15 protein-coding genes are annotated in these 15,101 nt (G+C 55.8%); 10 read left to right on the plus strand and 5 right to left on the minus strand.

All coding sequences use genetic code 11. The features are described 5' to 3' along the window. Window positions 1–18 precede the first annotated feature (18 nt). Window positions 19–495 (minus strand): Lrp/AsnC family transcriptional regulator, encoded by a 477-nt coding sequence (locus tag BUC32_RS13700; protein ID WP_073253850.1) that lies wholly within the window; start codon window positions 493–495, stop codon window positions 19–21. A gap of 143 nt (window positions 496–638) precedes the next feature. On the opposite strand from BUC32_RS13700, the gene cysG reads away from it, so the two are divergent. The 7 genes from cysG (at window position 639) to BUC32_RS13735 (ending at window position 8,180) form a co-directional block, all read left to right on the plus strand. Next, a complete protein-coding gene (gene cysG, locus BUC32_RS13705; protein ID WP_073253927.1) occupies window positions 639–2,027 on the plus strand; it encodes a siroheme synthase CysG in 1,389 nt (462 codons plus the stop codon). Then, on the plus strand, window positions 2,027–2,344 hold the full coding sequence (locus tag BUC32_RS13710) for a DUF2849 domain-containing protein (RefSeq protein ID WP_073253853.1): 318 nt from the start codon (window positions 2,027–2,029) through the stop codon (window positions 2,342–2,344). Before cysG ends, BUC32_RS13710 begins: the two co-directional genes overlap by 1 nt. Before the next feature lie 36 nt (window positions 2,345–2,380). Continuing rightward, the gene (locus tag BUC32_RS13715) at window positions 2,381–4,048 is read left to right on the plus strand and encodes a nitrite/sulfite reductase (protein ID WP_073253856.1); all 1,668 of its coding nucleotides are present in this window, start codon (window positions 2,381–2,383) and stop codon (window positions 4,046–4,048) included. Next, a complete protein-coding gene (locus BUC32_RS13720) occupies window positions 4,038–4,799 on the plus strand; it encodes a phosphoadenylyl-sulfate reductase (RefSeq protein ID WP_073253859.1) in 762 nt (253 codons plus the stop codon). The genes BUC32_RS13715 and BUC32_RS13720 overlap by 11 nt, the downstream gene beginning before the upstream one ends. Further along, a complete protein-coding gene (locus BUC32_RS13725) occupies window positions 4,796–5,215 on the plus strand; it encodes a DUF934 domain-containing protein (RefSeq protein ID WP_073253862.1) in 420 nt (139 codons plus the stop codon). The genes BUC32_RS13720 and BUC32_RS13725 overlap by 4 nt, the downstream gene beginning before the upstream one ends. Before the next feature lie 102 nt (window positions 5,216–5,317). After that, window positions 5,318–6,175, plus strand: a complete 858-nt coding sequence (locus BUC32_RS13730) for a ferredoxin--NADP reductase (RefSeq protein WP_073253865.1) — start codon at window positions 5,318–5,320, stop codon at window positions 6,173–6,175. 193 nt (window positions 6,176–6,368) lie between these two features. Next, entirely contained in the window at window positions 6,369–8,180 is a 1,812-nt protein-coding gene (locus BUC32_RS13735) for a GAF domain-containing protein (RefSeq protein ID WP_073253867.1), read from the plus strand. A 116-nt stretch (window positions 8,181–8,296) separates the two neighbouring features. Here the strand turns inward: BUC32_RS13735 and BUC32_RS13740 are convergent, their stop codons facing one another. After that, a complete protein-coding gene (locus BUC32_RS13740) occupies window positions 8,297–9,469 on the minus strand; it encodes a winged helix-turn-helix domain-containing protein (protein ID WP_073253870.1) in 1,173 nt (390 codons plus the stop codon). Window positions 9,470–9,637: 168 nt separating this feature from the next. After that, window positions 9,638–10,234, minus strand: a complete 597-nt coding sequence (locus BUC32_RS13745; protein ID WP_073253873.1) for a hypothetical protein — start codon at window positions 10,232–10,234, stop codon at window positions 9,638–9,640. Between the two features lie 280 nt (window positions 10,235–10,514). Between BUC32_RS13745 and infC the strand changes: the two genes are divergently transcribed. The 3 genes from infC (at window position 10,515) to BUC32_RS13760 (ending at window position 12,368) form a co-directional block, all read left to right on the plus strand. After that, complete coding sequence (gene infC / locus BUC32_RS13750) at window positions 10,515–10,973, plus strand: translation initiation factor IF-3 (protein WP_245815186.1); 459 nt, start codon at window positions 10,515–10,517, stop codon at window positions 10,971–10,973. Between the two features lie 79 nt (window positions 10,974–11,052). After that, the gene (locus tag BUC32_RS13755) at window positions 11,053–11,751 is read left to right on the plus strand and encodes a methyltransferase family protein (RefSeq protein WP_073253879.1); all 699 of its coding nucleotides are present in this window, start codon (window positions 11,053–11,055) and stop codon (window positions 11,749–11,751) included. A gap of 11 nt (window positions 11,752–11,762) precedes the next feature. Continuing rightward, window positions 11,763–12,368, plus strand: a complete 606-nt coding sequence (locus tag BUC32_RS13760) for a class I SAM-dependent methyltransferase (protein WP_073253882.1) — start codon at window positions 11,763–11,765, stop codon at window positions 12,366–12,368. Between the two features lie 76 nt (window positions 12,369–12,444). On the opposite strand, the gene BUC32_RS13765 is transcribed toward BUC32_RS13760, so the two are convergent. Further along, window positions 12,445–13,443, minus strand: a complete 999-nt coding sequence (locus BUC32_RS13765) for a molybdopterin-binding protein (protein ID WP_073253883.1) — start codon at window positions 13,441–13,443, stop codon at window positions 12,445–12,447. Next, window positions 13,440–14,408, minus strand: a complete 969-nt coding sequence (locus BUC32_RS13770) for an XdhC family protein (RefSeq protein WP_073253886.1) — start codon at window positions 14,406–14,408, stop codon at window positions 13,440–13,442. The genes BUC32_RS13765 and BUC32_RS13770 overlap by 4 nt, the downstream gene beginning before the upstream one ends. Between the last annotated feature and the right edge of the window lie 693 nt (window positions 14,409–15,101).

The following is a 15,101-nucleotide window of genomic DNA, read 5'->3' on the forward strand; positions in this document are numbered from 1 at the left end:
ACCTAGGCCGCAGGCAGATCAGGTGGTTGCCCCGACCAGCGGCAGATCCGTGGTCGATTTGATCTCTTCCATCGACAACAGCGCGGTCACATTGTGCACCCGTACCTCTGAAATCAGCGCCTGATAGAACACGTCATAGGCCCGCGCATTGGCGACGCGTACCTTCAGGATATAGTCGATATCCCCGGCCAGCCTGTGCGCTTCCTGCACTTCCGGGCGATCATTCAGCGCCTGTAAAAACTTGGCCTGCCATTCGGCTTCATGTGCGCTGGTGCGGATCAATACGAAAAAACAGGCTTCAAACCCCAGCGCTTCGGCATCCAGCAAAACTGTCTGCCGTTTGATGATCCCACCTTCGCGCAATTTGCGGATACGATTCCATACAGGCGTCTTGGAAGAGCCCACTCTTTTGGCAATTTCGTCCAAAGATTGCGCCGCATCGCGCTGCAACTCTTCAAGGATTTTCCGATCCATATCGTCAATTCGCAACGCCATTCCAAAAACCTTTCTGATTTAGAACAACCTGACATTTTGCCAACCAAAGCAGAACGTCTGTTTCTTTTTTGACCCATGGGTAGCGCAAATATGGGAAAATTTCCTATATAGCAATCACAAACCAACGCATGAGCAAACCCGAGATGAAACATTTTCCCATCTACCTGGCCGTTGAGGGCCGCAAGATCGTCCTTTCGGGCGGTGGTGCGGCGGCTTTGGCCAAGTTGCGGTTGCTTTTGAAAACCGAAGCCCGGATTGAGGTCTTCGCACCCAATCCAGCGGCCGAGATCGTGGGCTGGGCCAATGAAAGTCGCTTGGCTTTGCATCAACGCGAGGTGACCCAAGCGGATTTGACAGGCGCTGTTTTGATCTATGCCGCAGATGAAGACGCCTTTCTGGACAGCCGCACGGCCACAATGGCGACCAAAACTGGCATCCCAGCCAACATTGTCGACAATCTTGCTGACAGCGCCTTTATCACTCCCGCCATCGTTGACCGCGATCCTGTGACCATTGCCATCGGCACCGAAGGCGCAGCCCCGGTTCTGGCGCGCGCCCTTAAGGCAGATCTAGAAGAACACCTGTCGCCGCGGCTGGGTCTTTTGGCACGCGCAGGGCGAACCTTCCGCTCCGCGGCTGATGCCCTGCCCTTTGGCCGCGCCCGCAGGGATTTTTGGCGCGACTACTTTCTGGGCGCAGGCCCCCGCCTGGCAGATGAGGCCAAAGCAAAAGACGTTCTTGAAACCCTGCTTACAAAACATCTGAGTACTGAGACCAAAGAAGGCCACGTCGCTTTTGTCGGCGCGGGCCCCGGCGACCCCGAATTGCTGACCCTGAAAGCCCGCAAAGCTTTGGATACCGCAGACGTGGTAATCCATGACCGCCTAGTGAGCGCCGAAATTCTCGAACTTGTCCGCCGCGAAGCCACCATTCTGGATGTTGGCAAACAGGGCTTTGGCCCGTCCACGGCACAAGACGACATCAACGCTCTGATTGTTGAGCATGGCCTGAAGGGCGCGCAGGTCGTGCGCCTGAAGGGTGGCGATGCCACGGTCTTTGGCCGTCTGGACGAAGAGATTGAGGCCGTCACCGCTGCAGACATCAGCTGGCATGTTGTTCCGGGAATCACCGCCGCGTCGGCCTCGGTTGCCGCCATCGGCCAAAGCCTCACCCGCCGCGGCCGCAATGCCTCGGTCCGGTTTCTAACCGGACACGACATGAAAGGCTTTGCCGATCATGACTGGCGTGAACTGGCCGCCCCGGATCAAGTCGCAGCCATTTACATGGGCAAAAAGGCGGCCCGTTTCATTCAAGGGCGTCTGCTGATGCATGGCGCACTCCCCGACACTCCCCTGACGCTTGTCGAAAATGCCTCGCGTCATGATCAGCGGGTGGTGTCGACCACTCTCGCGGCTTTGCCCTCTGATCTGGCGGACGCGGCTTTGACTGGCCCCGCGCTTGCGCTCCTCGGTCTGTCTCCCCGTGCCGTGTCCGCCCCCCTTTCCCAACCTCTTGTGCAGGAGCAAGCCTGATGGCCCAAGCCTTTACCCCCAAAGTCGTCACCGCCAATGCCCTGATCGAGGGCGACGTGATCTATCTCACAGAAGCTGGTGAGTGGACCCGTTTTCTTTCTGAGGCTGTCCTATTGACGGACGAAGCTGATGCGCAGCTTCGCCTTTTGGAAGCCGAGCAACAACCCGGCGCAGCGGTTGGACCCTATCTGGCTGATGCAGCCCCCGGAGCAACCGGCCCGCAACCGACGCATTTTCGCGAAGAATTCCGCCGCACAGGTCCGTCCAACTATTTCCATGGCAAGCAGGTTGAGACGACCGCTTCCCATTCCCTTTAAAGCCCACACAGCGCGAACACCCGAAAGGTCCCGGCCATGTATGCTTACAACGACTTCGACACTGCCTTTTTGGCAACCCGTAACGCCCAGTTCCGCGCCCAGGTTGAGCGCCGTGTTGCCGGAGCGCTGACCGAAGACGAATTCAAGCCATTGCGGCTTATGAACGGTGTCTATCTGCAATTGCACGCCTATATGCTGCGTGTGGCGATCCCTTATGGCACGCTGAACAGCCGTCAGATGTCGCAATTGGCGCTGCTGGCTGAAAAGTGGGACAAAGGCTATGGTCACTTCACCACCCGTCAGAACATTCAGTTCAACTGGCCCAAACTCTCGGATATTCCTGATATGCTGGACGCTTTGGCCGAGGTCGACATGCATGCCATCCAGACTTCCGGAAACACCATCCGCAATGTGACAGCCGACCATTTTGCAGGTGCTGCAGCGGATGAAGTTGAAGACCCCCGTCCAATTGCCGAACTGATCCGCCAGTGGTCCACCGACCACCCGGAATTCCAGTTCATGGGCCGCAAGTTCAAGATCGCTGTCTCTGCCGGCGAAAAAGACCGTGCCGTGCTGAAAGCCCACGATCTGGCCGTGCGCGTTGTGCGCAATGATGCTGGTGAGACCGGCTATCAGATTCTTGTCGGCGGAGGACTTGGTCGCACTCCGATGATTGGCAAAGTGCTTCATGACTTCCTGCCACGCGCCGACCTTCTGCCCTACATCGAAGCCGTGGTTTCGGTCTGGAACCAGATTGGGCGTCGTGACAACAAATACAAAGCCCGCATCAAGATCACCGTGCACGAGCATGGTCTCGACGACATCCGGGCCCGGGTGGAGGAGAGGTTTACCGCCATTCGCCCAACGTTCGAAGGTATTGACCAGACCTTGTTCGCGGACATTCAGGAACATTTTGCCGCGCCGGATTTCCGCGACGCCGCGACTTCTGCGTTTGAGCTGGCTTATGGCTCGGATCCGCTGTTTCGCTCGTGGGCGGATACCAACCTGTCCGAGCACCGCGCGCCAGGCTATAGCATTGTCACCATCTCGTTGAAAAAACAGGGCGACACGCCGGGCGATGCTTCGGCCAATCAAATGCGCACCATGGCAACATTGGCCAAAGCTTATGGCCATGATGAGTTGCGCATCAGCCACGAGCAGAACGTGATCCTGCCGCATGTCCATAAATCGGACCTGCCCGCGATCTATGCAGCCCTGCGCGAAGAAAACCTGCACACGGCCAATATTGGTCTGGTCTCGGACATCATCGCTTGCCCCGGCATGGACTACTGTGCATTGGCCACGGCTCGGTCGATCCCGGTGGCACAACAGATCGCCACCCGCTTTGATGAATTGAAGCTCGAACATGACATCGGCCATCTGCAGATCAAGATCTCGGGCTGCATCAACGCCTGTGGTCACCATCATCTGGGTCACATCGGCATCCTAGGTCTCGACCGCGCTGGTGTTGAAAACTATCAGATCACCCTTGGCGGCGACGCCACCTGGGAAGCAAACATCGGTGACCGCGCTGGCCCCGGCTTTGCCTATGACGAGATTGTGCCCGCCGTAGAACGCCTTGTTCAGGCCTATCTGAAGCTGCGCCAAGGCGCGGATGAGACCTTTATCGACGCCTACCGCCGTCTGGGTCTGGCCCCGTTCAAAGCCTATCTCTACCCCGAGGTTCGGGCCCATGCCGCTTGATGAAATACAAACCGAGCTGGGCGCCGACCGGCGTATCCTCAGCGAAAAGGTCGACGCCCTAAACAGGCGTTACCGCCATCACAGTGCCACCGACGTCTTGCGTGGTGCTTTGTTGGACGGTGGTGATATAGCATTGGTCTCAAGCTTTGGGGCAGAATCCGTGGTGCTGTTGCACATGGTTGCCGTGTCCGACAAATCCACGCCGGTGATTTTTGTCGACACCCAGATGCTGTTCACCGAGACTCTTGTCTATCAGGCCGAAGTGGCCGAACGGCTGGGCCTCAGCAACTTGCGCATCATCCAGGCAGATCAGGACGACGTGGAGCGTGCTGACCCTTACAGAGCCTTGCATACTCACAATACAGACGCTTGCTGTACGTTGCGCAAAACCATCCCCTTACAACGTGCGCTGCGCGGCTTTGAAGGCTGGATCACCGGACGCAAACGGTTTCAGGCAGGCAGTCGTGACGCACTGGACTTTTTTGAGGTCGAAGACGGCACCGGGCGCATCAAAGTGAACCCGTTGGCCCACTGGGCACCCGAAGACGTGCGCGCCTATATGGATGAAAACCGCCTGCCCCGGCATCCGCTGGTGGCCAAAGGTTACCCCTCAATTGGATGTGCCCCCTGCACCAGTCCGGTCAAACCCGGCGAAGACCCACGTGCGGGCCGTTGGCGCGATCAGAACAAAGAAGAATGTGGCATTCATTTTGTCGACGGCAAAATGGTGCGGACAGGAGAACAAGCATGACAATCATCGTAACAGATACTGGCTTTGGCACAGAAACATGGACCCAAGGGTTTGTGCCTACAAATGAGGCCGCCAACGATGTGGTGTCTCTGGATGTGACCTCAGATACCGACCCGGCAACCTTAAAGGACCGCCTTTGTGGTGTCGGAATGATCCGCGTGGATTTTCCATCTTTCGCAGACGGGCGCGGCTTTACCATCGCCCGTCAGTTGCGTCTGGCTGGCTATCAGGGCCGTCTGCGCGCCAAAGGCCATTTGATCTCGGATCAGTACGCTATGGCGCGTCGCTCGGGCTTTGATGAAGTGGAAATCAGTGACGATCTGGCCGCCCGCCAACCCGAGGCGGAATGGTTGTTCCGAGCGGATTGGCAGGAAAACGACTATCAGGCGCGGATGCGTGGCGCAAAAACCGCCTAAACGCCACGTTAATTTGCGCCAGATCAATGCCGCATTGAAAATACATCTTCAATACCTGATATGAACTGATAGTGAGGGGCGGATTTTTCCGCCTGAATTTTTATGACAGAGCAAAGCCCCGTGACAGACGCCCAAGCAACCGCCGTTCCCAAAGTGCCCACCCTGCCCGATTCCCAGACCGTGACCGAGGTCAAACACTGGACAGACCGGCTGTTTTCCTTTCGCTGTACACGCCCGGCGTCCCTTCGGTTCCGGTCTGGCGAATTTGTGATGATCGGCCTGATGGGCGATCCACACCCCGAGACCGGCAAGCAAAAACCATTGCTTCGCGCCTATTCGATTGCGTCACCTTCTTGGGATGAAGAGCTTGAATTCTATTCTATCAAAGTCCCGGACGGCCCGCTGACATCGAAATTGCAGCACATCAAAGTCGGTGACGAAATCATTCTGCGCCCCAAGCCCGTTGGCACGCTGGTGCATGACGCATTGATCCCCGGCAAACGCCTCTGGTTCTTTGCCACTGGCACCGGTTTTGCGCCTTTTGCGTCCTTGCTGCGCGAACCGCAAACCTATGAAGATTACGATGAGGTCATCATCACGCACACTTGCCGCACCGCGGGCGAGCTGACCTATGGTCGCGAGTTGATTGAAGCGCTTGAACATGACGAGTTGCTCAACGAAGTCATTGGCGAAGGGTTCTGGAAAAAGATCAAATACTACCCGACCACAACTCGCGAAGAGAGTCCCAAAATGGGCCGGATCACCGACCTGATCCGCTCGGGCGAGGCCTACAAAGATTTGGATGTAGCTCCCCTTTGCCCTGACAATGATCGCGCAATGATCTGCGGCAACCTGGCGTTTAACCTTGAACTGAAAGACATGCTGGAAGAGGCAGGGCTGGTCGAAGGGGCCAATTCAAAGCCGATGCAATATGTGGTCGAAAAAGCATTTTTAGACTGATTGATATCCATACTGATGCACGCAGAACCCCGGCCATTGAGCCGGGGTTTTCGTTTTTCGGGACAAATGTCATCAATGCAGACAGAGCCGAGCTCGATACGACGTCAATACCGAGAGTGTCTGGTAAGATATGCCTCTCATGTATAGCGTACTGCTATTGTCTATCAGGGACTTAACATAGGCTAGGCCGGGCATGGAGAAAGATTCGAAACGGGAAAATCTGCTGGTCGAACTGCGTCGCGGGCTTCAGCGGGAAGAAGCGACGCGGAGTATTCTTGGGGTAATCCAAAATTCGCGCGACGACGAAGGGCCTGTTTTCGAAGCAATCCTTACTCAAGCAGCGGAACTGTGTGCGGCCAGCCAAGCGTCCTTGCAACTTGCGAATGCAGCGCGGACACAATTCGAAATTGCCTCGTATTGGGGATTTGAAGAAACCGCCTTTAACGTGGGTGGATCAGCGCCATTAGACAGCGGACGGCCAATTCCCGAGGTCATTCGAACAGGCCGCACGATCAACACTACTGATCTGAAAAACACTGCCTTCTATGTTAAAAAAGACCCGGTTATCAAACATGTAGTCGACGTTGAGGGTGTCCGCTCTTGGCTGATAGTTCCTCTGTTGAACGGCCCTCAGGCGATTGGCGCAATAGCTCTTAGCCGCAAGGTGGTCAGCCCCTTTTCCGACGATGAAATTGCCTTGGTTGAAACTTTTGCTGCGCAGGCGGTCATCGCCATCGAGAATGTCCGCCAGTTTCGAGAGTTACAAACGCGTTTGGCTCACGAAGTTGCCACCTCAGAAATTCTCGGTGTGATCAGTCGTTCCCGAGAGGACGAAAAACCCGTATTTGAGGCCATCCTGGACAACGCACAGGCGCTTTGCAATGCGCCAATGTCAGCTTTGGTTCTAGCAAGGGCCAACGACGACCATCAAATTCTGGCATCCCACCGGGGCCTGTTTCCCAAGGCGGTTGAGCTTTTTGAAGGCGGGCAAATGGTCTTAGACGCGACTGTTTCATATGCCGCCAAATCCATCATTGAAGAACGACTGATCGATTTACCCGATATGGGCGAAAGCGAACTCTACAAGGCGGGTAGCCCAGTTGTGCGCTCTATGGTGGACGACTCCAAAATCCGAAGCGTTTTGTTCGTACCGCTTATTTTGAACGGCGAAGCGATTGGAACCATTACTCTGTTTCGCCAGCAGGTGCAGCCTTTCAGTCCCCAGGAGGTGGCGCTGGTTCAAACGTTTGCAGCCCAAGCGGTCATCGCCATTGAGAATGTGCGGCAGTTCAGAGCTTTGGAGAGCCTCAATGCCGGATTAGAAGATCGGGTAGAGGCACAGGTTGGTGAGATCGAACGGATGGGCAGACTGAAGCGGTTTTTACCCTCCGCCGTTGCCGACGCAATTGTTCAGACCGGTTCGGATGAATTGCTTTCAAGCCACAGGGTGCTCTTGGGCGTTGTCTTTTGTGACATTCGTGGTTTCACCTCCTTTTGCGAAACAGCGGAACCAGAAGAAACCATCGAAATCCTGCAGACCTATCACGAAGAGATGGGCAAGTTGATTAATGCCCACGGTGCGGGTGTCGATCACAGAATGGGTGACGGCATTATGGTTTTGTTCAACGATCCGCTGCCGTGTGACGACCCTGCGGGAAGTGCTGTAGGGCTGGCCATTGCAATGCGCGCCAAAATGGCTGAGTTATCCCAGCAATGGAAACGCCTCGGCTACAGGCTTGGGTTCGGCGTGGGAGTATCTCTTGGATACGCGACCGTCGGAATGGTCGGGTATGAAGGCCGGTTTGAATACACGGCGTCAGGCACCGCGATAAATCTTGCGTCCCGCCTTTGCGACGAAGCCAAGGACGGAGAAATTCTTCTGAGCCCTCGGGCGGCCATCGCAGTCGAAAGTGATCTGCGTGTCGAAGCGAGAGGCGAGCTTGTCTTGAAAGGCATGCGAGAGCCTGTTGAGACTTTCCGATTGTCGGATGTAGGTTCTGATTGAAACGACGGCTCGCCATTTGATTTGCAGGAAACTCCGGGCTCAAACCAGTTCTACGGCACATCGCAACTTTTTTTCCCTATTCCATCGACCACGTCACATGATCTTGCCCCGACACTTCACCCGTCTTCACGCACAATATTTGCAACTCCGACAAATCGCGCCATCCGATCCACTTCGGCTTCAAACTTGGCCTGTCGTGCAGGGGGCCATTTCACATGCGACTCTGGCCAAAGTTTTTTCACAACCAGCCGACCTTTGGCGCGCTCAGCTTTGATCTCACAGCGCCCGACGAGGCGATCCCCTTCGAGGATGGGATAGATGTAATATCCCCATTTGCGTTTGGCAGCGGGCACAAACATCTCAATCCGGTATTCAAAACCAAACAGAAATTCCAAACGCGCCCGGTCACGGATGACCGGGTCAAACGGGTTCAGAATGCGCAGCCGAGAAGTCGGGGTCGCCAGACTCGCGAGCCTTTGTTCAATATCCGGCAAGGCCATTGCGGCCTTCAACGCCCCGTCGGACCCTTGGATTTCGACCGCAACCAAATCAGTGGTCGTATCAACCCAATCACGCACCTCATGTGTTGCAACGGCGTCCCAGAACCGCTTTATATCGCCAATTGTGCCAAACCCCATCCGATCCAGCGCGCCACGGTTCAGCCAGTCAACCTGATCCGCGTCCGCCATATCTTGGTTGCGCAAGTGGTCTGGGAAAACGCGCTCAGCCAGATCGTAGAACTTGGTGAAATTCTCACGGTGGCAGGTGGCCAATTCGCCTGCGTACCACATGTAATCCAGCCCCACCTTGTGCGGAGGCCGCGCCCACATCTTGCGCTGGCCCTCAATCTTGGTGTCAAACGCATGGGTCGACAAGGCGCCCTCTTTGGCAATTCGCGCACGGATTTCGGCGCGCCCGGCCTCATCCGGCAAACCCTTGAACCAACTGGCATCCCCCATTTGACGGGCTTTTCGGTCGAACTGACGCTGCCACATGGGCAGAAACTCCATCGGCAAAACACTGGCATCATGGGTGAAATGTTCAAACACGTCACGCCGACGCAACAATTCATCCAGCATCGGCTCGCGGTAGTGCTGATTTCGGCTCCACAAAATGTGATGATGGGCCCGCGACACCACTTGAATGGTGTCCAGCTGAACAAATCCCAGTCGCGAAATGATGCTTTGCAGATCAAGATGGCCAGTGGGAGGCCCGGACAACCCTTGCGCCGCGAGCCAAAGCGCCCGCGCCTGTCGGTTGGAAATGCGCAGCGCTGACCCGTCAGCCACATGTCACGCGCATCCTTGCAGTATCGCTGATCATGATTGTCCCCTTCACGCCTGAAGGGCTGACCCATGCCACCCTTCACCGCAAGATACTTTCGTCATCATGGGGCGGAGACAAGAAAAAACCGCGCCCCAATCAAGGCGCGGTTCGCAGTTTTCAGAATCACCGGCTCACAGGCCCAAGGCTGACTTCACCTGATCCAATGCCGCCTTTAGCAGTTCAGGATTATCCTTGGCCTGATCCAGCGCCAGTTTCAGGGTGTTTTGTTGCAACACATCCAATGACGATGCATCAATCATTTCGGTGACCTTGCCCAGATCAAACCCGTCGATGCTCAACGGATCACCCACTGCAGGCACTTCGGCTTCGACAGCCTGTTCTGCTGCAGCCTCGGTCGTGGTTTCTACGGCTTGATCTGCTGCCTCCGTGGCGCTTTCGGTCGTGCCAAGCACTTCACCGACTGCGTCATTCACCGTGCTCTCAACCTGTTCCTGAACGGTCTCGACGGCCCCGGTCACAGCTTCTTCGGCCTGTTCGATAACTTCTTCGACAGCTTCTTCTGCGTTTTCAACGACTTCCGCGGCAGCTCCTTCGGTGCCTTCAACGGCCTCGTTAACGACTTCTTCAAGAGGCGCAACCTCTTCAACAGCCGGAGTTTCCTGCTGCACAGGTTCTGGCGCTGCTACCTCAGCGTCTTGCCCGGTCAGCAAATAGACCGCCAGCAACGCGCCACCAATCAGAACAATTGCAATAATCAGGTTTCTCATCTCAATAACTCCATAATGTCTCTGGCGACCTCACCAAAGTCTTCCTTGCCTTTGCAGATGCTTAACAGGGCGTTTTGCAACAAGGGGAAACTCTGGCAGTTTCACTCAAATCCAGCGATTAACCGCTTGTATCGGCAGGGGAGCGAGCATAAATTGGCCCACGATTCAAATTCACCATCTAAGGAACGAACCCATAGCCCGCAGACCTCATAACGCGCCTCCGCAGCGCGACACTGGCCCCCGCGTCAACGACCGTATCCGCGCCAACGAAATTCGCCTGATCGGCGCTGACGGCGAAAACGCAGGAGTTGTTACACCCGCGCAAGCGATGGTGATGGCCGCCGAAGCCGGTCTGGATCTGGTTGAAATTTCTCCCAACGCGAACCCGCCCGTCTGCAAAATCATGGATTTCGGCAAGTTCAAATACGAACAGCAAAAGCGTGAATCCGAAGCGCGCAAAAAGCAAAAGACCATCGAAATCAAAGAGGTCAAGTTCCGCCCGAACACCGATACGCACGACTACGAAGTCAAAATGCGCAACGTGTTTAAGTTTTTGGAAAACGGTGACAAGGTCAAGATCACGCTGCGGTTCCGCGGCCGTGAGATGGCCCACCAGAACTTGGGCCGCGAGCTTTTGGAACGTGTCGCCGAAGACACCAAAGACGCGGGCAAGGTCGAAAACATGCCCAAGATGGAAGGCCGCCAGATGATTATGCTGATCGGCCCGCTTCCAAAATGAAGCACGTCTTGATTGAGTGAAGAAGCGGCCCGGGGTAGTTCCGGGCCGTTTTTTGTTTAACCACTAAGATTAGACAAACATGCAGAACACGGCTCCAACTCAAGTCCTGCGTAAGGCGCTGATCATTATGGCTATTGAGGTGGTTGTCACCGGTGCAATCTTCTTTGCCACGGCGGGCACTATTGACTGGGTTGAGGCTTGGCTCTTTTTGAGCCTGTTCGGGTTTATGACTCTGCTAGCCACCTTTGGACTAGCGCGCCACAATCCGGCGCTTCTGGACGAGCGTACCAAACCAATGGCACAAGACCAGCCTCTCTGGGACAAGATCATGATGGTCGGCATCATGGTGCTGATCGCGATTTGGATGATTGTTCCAGGTCTCGATGCCATTCGCTTTGGCTGGTCGTCTGTTCCCATGTGGCTCAAAATCATCGGCGCAGCAGGCTTCGTGATCTCGTACTACGGCATGTACCATACAATGATCGAAAACAGCTTTCTGGTTCCCAACGTCCGTTTTCAGGACGAGCGTGAACAGCAGGTGGTCACAACCGGATCATACGCTATTGTGCGACACCCGTTTTATGCGATGCTCATTTTGCTTTTCCTGTTTGGCTCCCTGCTTTTGGGAAGCTGGCTGGCAGTCGCAGATACTGGCGCTCTCTCAATCTGGCTGGCTATTCGTATTCTGGGGGAAGAACGCCTGCTGGCCGCTGACCTTGACGGGTACCGCGACTATCAACAACAGACACGCTATCGCCTGATTCCGGGCATTTGGTGAAAGGATACCCCATGTGGGAAGAAAAATTTTCAACCTCAGAAGGTTATGTCTTTGGCACAGACCCCGCACTTTTCCTGCAAGACCACGCAAACTATCTCACATCAGGCGACGCTGCCTTGGTATTGGCCGACGGCGAGGGCCGCAACTCGGTCTTCTTGGCGGAACAGGGATTGGATGTCACAGCGCAGGAATTTGCACCCACCGCAATTGAACGCGCCCGAGCGCTGGCCAAAGCCCGCAATGTCGCGGTCGAGATTGAACAGTCCAACATCTTCACGCGCCCGTGGCGCGCCGAGACCTTTGATCTCGTTGCTGGAATTTTTATCCAGTTTGCGGTCCCAGACGAACGCCGTGACCTGTTTGAAAACATCAAAGGTACTGTGAAACCCGGTGGCCTGGTCATGTTACACGGGTACACGCCAAAACAGCTTGAATTTGGCACTGGCGGCCCCCCATTTGCCGAGAACATGTACACAGAAGTGATCCTGCGTGCTGCCTTTGTCGGGTGGGAAATCCTTGAGTGTCGCGAATATGATCGTGAAGTTCAGGAAGGCTCCGCCCATTCTGGCATGTCGGCCCTGATTGATTTTGTCGCCCGCAAACCAAGCAAAGCCTAGGGGCGTCATATTCAGGGCTCCGCCTCTTTTTCTATGTAAAACACTCGAACCGCAGATAGAAGCCTGCTCGCCGAACTCAGCGTTTGCGACGCTCCCTTGGCATCGGACGCGTCGGGATTTCCTTGAGCAATCCCCCGACTCCCATGGCCGCAATATCTGCGTCCGTGACCGCGACGCCACAGGCCACACGACTCAAAACCCAGTCTGCCCCATTCAATGCCGGAGACCGTGCACAGCCCGGCAAGCCAATCACCGGCCGCCCATCCAATGCGCCCAAAAACAACAGGTTTCCGGGATCAACCGGCATACCAAAACGCTCTACACTGCCGCCAGCCTCGCGCAGAGCCTCCGGGGCCACATCGAACGGATCAGAAGTCGCAGACCCCGTCAGGATCAAAACCAAATCCCCTTTGGCTTTTTGCAAAGCCTCAGCCAAAGGGGCTGGTTGATGTGGCACAACCCGACATTCAACCAACGTCATACCCAGCGCCGTAAGCCTTTTTTCAATGGCATCACGTCCTTTTTCGCCAGCGCCTCCCGGAATTTCAGTGATCATCAACGACGCACTGGCCAGTTTGACCGGTCTCAGCCGCAAGGCAGACCGAGCCATCTGACAAGCGCGTTCAACATCTGATTTTGGCACACCGTAAGAGATGATTTTGACAGTGCCTACCATATTGCCCGCCCCGACTTGCTGCCATGGTGGCACGGTTGCCAATGTAATCATCGGGTTGATTGCATTGATGGCGTTCAGTGCGTCGACATCCATCTCGACCACACCGGGCCCGTTGGCAGTGATATTGACCCGTCCGGTGAAGGCCTTGGTCAACGACAGCTGTGCGGCGTCTGGATCAGGCACGATGCCAGATGCCAAAAAGTCTGCCGCACCATCTTCGTGCAGTTCATCCGTGTCCAGCCGGGCAACCGTCACCTCCCCAATGCCAGCGGCTTGCAGCGCATCTATATGAACAGCCTCAAGCGTCTGGCCTTTGCGCAGTCGCACACCATTTGCCGACTCTGAATGGGCAAGGATCGCACCTTTGGCCTCACGCACGGGAACAGCGCCAAATCTCATGTGGATTTCCTTAGAACCTGAATCATTTCCGAAAGAATAGACACGGCGATTTCGGACGGCCCTGCCGCACCGATGTCCAAACCAATTGGCCCATGAATACGTTCGATCTCGGAGTGGGTGAAACCTGCCTCCTGCAACCGTTCAACTCGTTTTGCATGGGTGCGCTTTGATCCCAACGCTCCGAGATAAAAGGCGTTGGACTTCAGAGCCTTGTGCAGTGCGGGGTCGTCCAGCTTTGGGTCATGTGTCAGCAAAACAAGCGCCGTTCGCGCGTCGAGACCGATGGCATCCATCGCGTCATCCGGCCAGTCGTCCAGAATAGCTTCGCCCGGAAACCGTGCATCAGACCCAAACGCACTGCGCGGATCAACCAGAATGGGATCGAACCCGGCTATGCGTGCCATTGGTACAAAATCTTGGGCAATATGAACGGCCCCCACGATCACCACCCGCAAAGGTGGGTTGTGAATGGCCACAAAACGCCCGTCCTCACCGATGCCCGAGCGATCCATGCGAAATCGCTGTTCGAACCCACCCGACACCAGCCTGCCGCCGCCTTTCTCGGGATCGCAAACATAGGCCACGGCCCGACGTTCAGCGCGGGCGTCAACAAGGTCTGCCAGAACTTGCTCAGACAAGATCACTCCGACGGGTTCGACCATAACCCGGATCGTGCCACCACAAGCCAGACCAACCGCAAAAGCATCGCCATCACTGACGCCAAACTCCAACAATCGACTTACACCTTTTTCCAGCGCTTCCAGAGCTTCGACCATGACGGCACCCTCAACGCAGCCTCCCGAAACTGAGCCTTCGATCTGGCCATCACCAGACACCACCATTTGGGCGCCCACCCGACGCGGAGCTGAACCCCAGGTTTCTACAACCGTTGCCAACACCGCGCCGCGTCCGGCACGATGCCACTCCAACGCCAATTCAGGCGCTCCGCTCAGGTGGTTGTTCATAAGGCTTCCTCATACATTCCCTAAAAGCATGATGGTGCTGCACGTGCCCGAAGACAAGTGAGCCTCCAAAAGAAAGAGCCGGCCCCTGGGGGAGGACCGGCTCGCCTTCCTTTTCGGAAGGCTATGGCTACTCAGCAGCAATCGACATGGCACCGTCGCCAACAAGCCTCTCGGGCAGCATGAATGCCACGAGCAAACAACGAGCAGTCCCGGATCAAGTCCGAGGAAGTCACCAGAACAACCCTCACCCATCGTTTTCGCACCGGAGCGGCAGTCAATGACGCCTTTCTGCCCACTTCTCATGCGAGCAGATCGTTGCAATTCACGACGGTAGCAATGATATAGGCCACGGCCTTAAAAAGACCACCACTGAGATTTCACTCCCCGGTTTCATGCCCAGTTTCTGCAAGCAAGCGTGCCTTTTTACCAGCTTCATGGATGCTCTGAAATCGCCAGATTTTGATCTTCAGGGGTGGCAATTGAGTGCCCTGCCCGAAAGCCATCAACATGTGGCTGCATTGCCTGGGCACCCTGCGCCCCGGCTGCAAACCGGTCCCAAAATAGCAATGGATTTAGCTAGGGGCTGTTGACGTTCACCGGGTTTGAATGATTGCTGCCGCAATCGAGATGAATGCCGTAAAGCTCTGGTCTGTCTTGCACGAGCGCATGGCTATGCCTCTGTTTTCCTTCAAC

It is taken from the genome of Shimia gijangensis, assembly GCF_900142085.1.
GTDB lineage: Bacteria > Pseudomonadota > Alphaproteobacteria > Rhodobacterales > Rhodobacteraceae > Shimia > Shimia gijangensis.